The sequence below is a fragment of the Streptomyces sp. NPDC001156 genome, assembly GCF_053598275.1.
In genome coordinates, this window is record NZ_JBSFJX010000332.1 from 1 (window position 1) to 5,906 (window position 5,906).

At 66.9% G+C, this 5,906-nt stretch carries 5 protein-coding genes and 2 pseudogenes; 1 reads left to right on the forward strand and 6 read right to left on the reverse strand.

All coding sequences use genetic code 11. The annotated features are described in order from the left end of the window. Positions 1-11: 11 nt before the first annotated feature. A pseudogene (locus tag ACWDA7_RS49365) lies at positions 12-412 on the reverse strand (ATP-binding protein); the annotation flags it as partial. 113 nt (positions 413-525) lie between these two features. Here ACWDA7_RS49365 and ACWDA7_RS49370 point away from each other — a divergent pair. Next, a complete protein-coding gene (locus ACWDA7_RS49370) occupies positions 526-891 on the forward strand; it encodes a hypothetical protein (RefSeq protein ID WP_450614327.1) in 366 nt (121 codons plus the stop codon). 449 nt (positions 892-1,340) lie between these two features. Here the strand turns inward: ACWDA7_RS49370 and ACWDA7_RS49375 are convergent, their stop codons facing one another. From ACWDA7_RS49375 to ACWDA7_RS49395, 5 genes and pseudogenes are all read right to left on the reverse strand, one after another. Further along, positions 1,341-2,990: a multicopper oxidase family protein gene (locus tag ACWDA7_RS49375; protein WP_450614334.1), complete on the reverse strand. Its 1,650-nt coding sequence runs from the start codon at positions 2,988-2,990 to the stop codon at positions 1,341-1,343. Positions 2,991-3,299: 309 nt separating this feature from the next. Next, a pseudogene (locus ACWDA7_RS49380) lies at positions 3,300-3,866 on the reverse strand (transposase); the annotation flags it as partial. Positions 3,867-3,979: 113 nt separating this feature from the next. Further along, a complete protein-coding gene (locus ACWDA7_RS49385; protein WP_450614328.1) occupies positions 3,980-4,399 on the reverse strand; it encodes a DUF6093 family protein in 420 nt (139 codons plus the stop codon). A gap of 6 nt (positions 4,400-4,405) precedes the next feature. Next, positions 4,406-4,828 (reverse strand): DUF6093 family protein, encoded by a 423-nt coding sequence (locus tag ACWDA7_RS49390; protein ID WP_450614330.1) that lies wholly within the window; start codon positions 4,826-4,828, stop codon positions 4,406-4,408. A gap of 442 nt (positions 4,829-5,270) precedes the next feature. Further along, on the reverse strand, positions 5,271-5,906 hold a 636-nt coding region (locus ACWDA7_RS49395), incomplete at its 5' end, for an IS630 family transposase (RefSeq protein WP_450614332.1).

A 5,906-nucleotide genomic window follows, 5' to 3' on the forward strand; every position in this document is an offset into this window, starting at 1 on the left:
AGGGTCGCCGGTCAGTGCGGACACCTGATGAGCTGTTCGGACCAGATCGTCTTGTTGTTCCGGCCATGACGGCAGCCCCAGCGCGCGCCCAGTTGAGCGACGAGGAACAGACCGCGTCCTCCCTCATCGGTGGTGCGGGCCCGCCGCAGGCGGGGGTGGCTGGTGCTGGAGTCGGTGACCTCGCAGACCAGGACGTCGTGGCGAATCAGACGCAGCACCGCCGGCGGACGACCGTAGCGGATGGCGTTGGTCACCAGCTCGCTCACGATGAGTTCGGTGGTGAAGAGGAGGTCGTCCAGCCCCCACCTGGTGAGTGACGGGTTGTCCACGCCCGGGCCTCGCAGACGGCGGCGGGATCGGCCGGGATCTGCCACTGAGCGGTGTTCTCCGCCGGGACGGCGCGGGTGCGGGACGGACCCGCTTTTCAGAATCGACGTACCCACCCGCACCATCAGCGTTGGCTTCAGATTTGGCCGTACACCGACGCCTTCGAGGCGCTCGCGATCCGAGAGGACCAGAATCCCGATGAGCAAGGCCGATGACGCCAAGCGCCTGGTCCAACAGACTCTCGACAAGGCGTTGGTCGCCCAGCAGCCGCTGGCGAGGAAGAACGTCGAGCGCCTGCGGCGAGTCCACCCCAGCGACACTCCACAGGAGCTGATCCGTCGGTTGGATCGTTCCTACCTTGTCAGCATCACCGTGTCCGGAGGAGTAACCGGCGCGGCAGCGATCGCGCCCGGCGCCGGGATCCCGACGGCTCGGGCTAATGTCATGGCCTTCACCGAAGCGTGGCTTAGCCGGATCTGGTCCGGCCAGCACACCTCTCTCGATAACCGCGCGGGACAGCAACTTGGCGCACAGGTGGCCGACTTCGTGGCAGGTCACCTCTGATCGTTTGCACCGGACGACATTCATGCGCAACATGGCGGCGGCCAGAAGCCAGTGGCACCAGGCGCATTGGCACCACTGGCACAGGCCACGCTGCAGAAGCAACCGTACGAGGTCCAGGCACGCGGCCGAATCAGTTGCTCGCCGTGGCCGGCCCGGTCGACGACACCCATCGGGCGCCCGATGAACCTGCAGTTCACCGTGCAGGAGCCGCTGTTTTCCGGAAAGCCCCGAACGCGAGCAGCAGTGTCCCATGCCTCGAGGCCAGGCCGGAGCATGCGCAGGAGCCCGCAGAGCTCCACATGTGCCCTGGCCTCGCCCAGGAGGAGGGCGGCACCATGGTGCGGTTCGCCACCCGCCGACCGGTCCAGGCAACAAAGGACCTCCGGGTCCACGACCTGGGATGTGGCCGACCACGCCTCGTCGGACCACATGGCAAGAAGACCTGAGTGTCAGCGCTGGTACCCGAGTACTGTCATCATCCCGCTCTCCGAGTGGTACTGGTTGTGACAGTGCATCATCCACAGCCCCGGGTTGTCCGCGTCGAACTCGATGACCAGCTTCCGGTGCGGCAGCACAATCGCGGTGTCCTTGCGCGTACCCACCGAATCCACGCCTGTGAGCGCGAACGTGTGGCCGTGCAGATGGATCGGATGCCACATGTGCGTGGCGTTGAAGAGGCTGAGACGTACTCGTTCCCCCGCACGGACCGCGTGCCGTTGGCGCACGGAGTAGGCCTGGTGGTCAAAACCCCAGTCGAACCTCCGCATACCGCCGGTGATCTTCATGTGCAGTTCGCGATCGGGGTGGCGGTCGGGCAGGGCCACCGAGTCGTCCGGTTCCAGGCGCCGCGCCGGGACGACCTTCCCGGCGAGCTCGTCCGGGCGGACATCCGGCGCCGGAAGGTTTCTGCCCTTGTCGGTGCGGAGCACCGCCAACGCGTTGCCCTTCTTGCCCTCGGCCTCGGCGACGAGCGGGAAGGCGCCGTCCTGGGCGGTCACCAGGACGTCGTAGCGTTCGGCCATGCCGACGAGCAGGGCGTCAGTCTCCTTGTGCTTTACGGGATAGCCGTCGGTGTGCGTGACGGTCATGGTGTGGTCGCCGAGCGCGACCCGAAAGGCGGTTTCGGAAGCAGCGTTGATGATGCGCAGACGGATGCGCTCGCCCTTGCGGCAGCGGAACACCGACGGGCTGGTGGGCAGGCGCCCGTTGGCGAGGTAGTAGGGATAGTCGACGCTGCCGGCTTCGCCATGGAGCATGCGGCTGTGGGAGTGGCGCAGCACCCGGGTGGGGCCCGCCGACTTCCTGTTCGACGACGCATGCGGGCTTGCCGACCGGTTGGGGCTCGGGTGATTGCGCCCAGGACCCATGCCCATGCCTCCCATGTCCATGGAGCTTCCGGGTTTGAGCTGGCCGAGCACCTGATCGGGGGTCGAGCCATCGACACCGTCGAGCCAGTCGTCCAGGACGACGATCCACTCCTTGTCGTAGTGGAGAGACTCCTTGGGGTCGTCCACGATGAACGGTGCGTACAGCGCGCGGTCGGGCTGCATGCCGAAGTGGGAATGCAGCAGGTACGTGCCCGGATGCTTGGCAGTGAACCGGTAGACGAAGTCGGTCCCGGAGTTGATGGCCTTCTGGGTCAGGTCCGGAACCCCGTCCATGTCGCAGCGCAGCCGCACCCCGTGGGAGTGCAGTGTGGTGGTGGCCGACAGCCGGTTTGCGAGCGTCAGGTTGAGCACGTCACCGGCAGTGACGCGCACCAGCGGACCCGGAACCGCCTCGTTGTACGCCCAAGTCCGGACGGACCGCCCGCCGAGGTCCAGCTTGGACTCGGCAGCTGTGAGCCTGAAGCTGCGGACGCGCCCGACCCCCCGCTTCCGCTCTGCGGCAAGGACCTCTGGGTCCGAGGGATTGACATACCCCCGCGGCCCCGGCGGAACAAAGCTCCCCTCGGTGCCCGGGCCATGAGCACCAGAGCGGGGGTTGGAGCCGGAGCCGGAGCCGGAGCCGGAGCCGGAGCCGACGCAGGTCGCCATGAGTACCGCGCCGACGGCAGCGATCGGAGCACGAAGAAGGGTTCGCCGCGAAAGTGGATCCATATAAGAATAAAACACGCCAGGTGGGTGCTGTAGGTGTAAACCGGGCGGAGCGTCTCCTTGTCGGGGCCAATTTCCATCGGCAGGCGGAGCTCCTCGGGCCCGCGGTGGCACTGCGGCATCGAGTCCCGTGATCCGTTCGTAGGGCGGATCGGTGGCGTTGCGGAAGCGCAGCCGGTATCGCTTGCCGTGCTCGACGTCCATCACCGGCTTGTTGGTGTCCATGTTGAAGGGGATGCCGTTGAGGGTCCAGGTGTTGAATCCCTTGTCGGCGGCGTTGCGTTTCTCCACTAGATGATCAAGTCCAAGGGCTCAGTGATCGTACGAGGTGAGCTGGCGGAGGGTGGCTTGTCCGGTGTTGTCGTTGTGCCAGATCACGGCGGTCAGCGCGAGTATGCGCTGCATGACGCGGGCGATGACGCCGCGGGGTGTGCGTCCTCGGTGGTGTTCGAGGTCGAGCTGTCCCTTGAAGGTTTCATTGACGGACTCGATGACCTGCCGCAACGGCTTGAATAGGGATCCGCCGGGCAGCTGCCGTTCGCCCTTGCGGGTTGGCCGTAGCAATTGGAGGCCCTGCTGGGCGAGTTCCCGTTCGAAGGCGCGGCCGTAGTAGTTCTTGTCTCCGATCAGGGTCTGGCCGGGTCGGGTGGCGAGGAGGTGTGGCTCGGCCACGAGCAGGTCCAGCAGGGTCTCGCGCTCATCGGCCTTGGCCCCGGTCAGGGCGAAGGCGATCGGCAGGCCCTGGAGGGTGCACACCAGGTGGAGCCGCAGGCCCCAGAAGAAGCGGCTGTGGCTGGCGCAGTAGCCGTACTGCGCCCATCCAGCCAGGTCGAAGCGTTTCACGGTCTCCCGCGAGCGGCCGCATTCCACGGGTTTGGAGATGTCGCGGCCGTCGAGAGCCAACTTCCCGGAGAGGTGCTCGGCGGTGATCCGCACCTGACGCAGCTGATCATCCATGCCGATCAGCCTACGGACCGGCACGGACAGCCCTGTCAGATCGCCGACGGGGCGAACGTGATCCGCTCCGTGAGCCTGGTGGCGCGGCCGATCTCCACTGTGGACGCCTCCGTGGCGTCCTCCGCCAGCCAGGTGCGGCCCGTCCGGCCGTCCGCACCCTCAGCGGTGATGACCTCGACCAGGTCGCCGGGCAGGGCGACGGGCGCTGCTACCGGGGTCACCAGCCGGTACCAGGCCGCGCCCTGCGCCAGCCAGTCGAAGCCGAGGACTTGGGCGACCAGGAGCTGCCCGTGCGAGGACAGCACCGCACCCGGCCCCTCGTACACGACAGTCGTCGGCGTCTCACCCGGCAGCCCTGTCACGGGATCCAGTTCGGGCTGTGCGGCCGTGCGGGAGACCCGCACCGTGTCCGTCATCAGCGCCTCAAGGTCGGTGCGGGCCTGCGCGATATCCACCACTGCTCATGCTCCCGTCGTCTGTGTGGACTCGTCCATCCACGTGGTTCGGACCACTGCCAGGGTGTTGGCGTCGGAGAGGTCCAAGACCCGCCACACCCGGTTGAGGAGCCCCTGATCCTGGGTCGCTGTGATCACCCGCACACTGTCCTCGCGGGACGCCAGCGGGGCGGCCAGAGGCGTCAGCAGCTTGTACTTGTCGCGGGGGTCGTCCGGGGCGGGCTGCCCCGCCACGGAGATCACCAGGCCCGGCCCGCCGGCGGCGAACACCGCACCCAGACCCTCGTAGATGACGATGTCCGGGCCCGGCACGTACACGCCGGTGTCCGGGTCCAGGACCTCCGGGCCAGGCCGGAAGATCTGGACGGTATCCACCATGATCCGCGCGAGGATCGGGGCGGCAGCGGCCAGCGAAATGGGACTGCTCATGCGTTCGAGCCTAGGGCCGCGTGCGGACAACTCCCTGTGACGCGCACGGGCGCCCTCCACGGCTGGCAGACTGCTTCCTCGTGGCTGACATAGCAGCTCAAGTGCTCCCAGTAGCATCCGCTCTGGCCGGAGTTGCCCTCACTCTCGTGGGCAACGCTTACCTGGAGCGCGCCAAGTGGCGACGGTCCCGGCAAAACGAGCAGGAGGCCCGTTCGAGCCAATCGTTTACGGATCTTCTGCAGGCCGTCACCGACATTGCTCGCACTCTGCGGCAGACCGCCGAGCAGCTCGACGAGGGGCGTGACGTTGATCTCCATGAGGTCGCAAAGGTGATCGATGACCTCGTGGGCCAAGTACGACGGCAAGGTACCGTCGTCCGCCTTGTCGGGCCCCGCAGTGCATTCGACCTGGTGACGACGTTGGAGAGGCAGATTGCCCCAACCTATTGCCCTGCGCCGGGAATTCGATCAAGATATGTCGCGAGGCGTCGGAGGATCTCGTCGGCGTCCTTGGTCCAGATGAACGGCTTCGGGTCGTCGTTCCACTGGGCGATCCAGGCGCGGATGTCGCGCTCCAGGGCCTGGAGGTTCCTGTGTACTCCGCGGCGTATTCGCTTGTCCGTCAGCAGGCCGAACCACCGCTCGACCTGGTTGAGCCAGGACGAGTAGGTGGGCGTGAAGTGCATGTGGAAGCGGGAATGTGCCTCGAGCCATTTTCGGACCACCGGCGCCTTGTGGGTGCCGTAGTTATCGCAGATCAGGTGGATGTCGAGGCCGGCGGGGACCTGCTTGTCCAGCTTGGCGAGGAACTTTTTGAACTCTGCGGCCCGGTGGCGGCGGTGGATGGAGCTGATCACCTCGCCGGTGGCCACGTCCAGCGCGGCGAACAGGGTGGTAATGCCGTGGCGGACGTAGTCGTGGGTCCGGCGTTCGGGCATGCCCGGCATCATCGGCAGCACCGGCGCCGAGCGGTCCAGTGCCTGGATCTGTTGGGTCGGGGACGGGACGCCGTGCGGCCTTTCGGCCGTCGGTTTTCCCATCCCCGCCCGCCGAACCCGGCGTGCGGTTGGGTAGGCCGC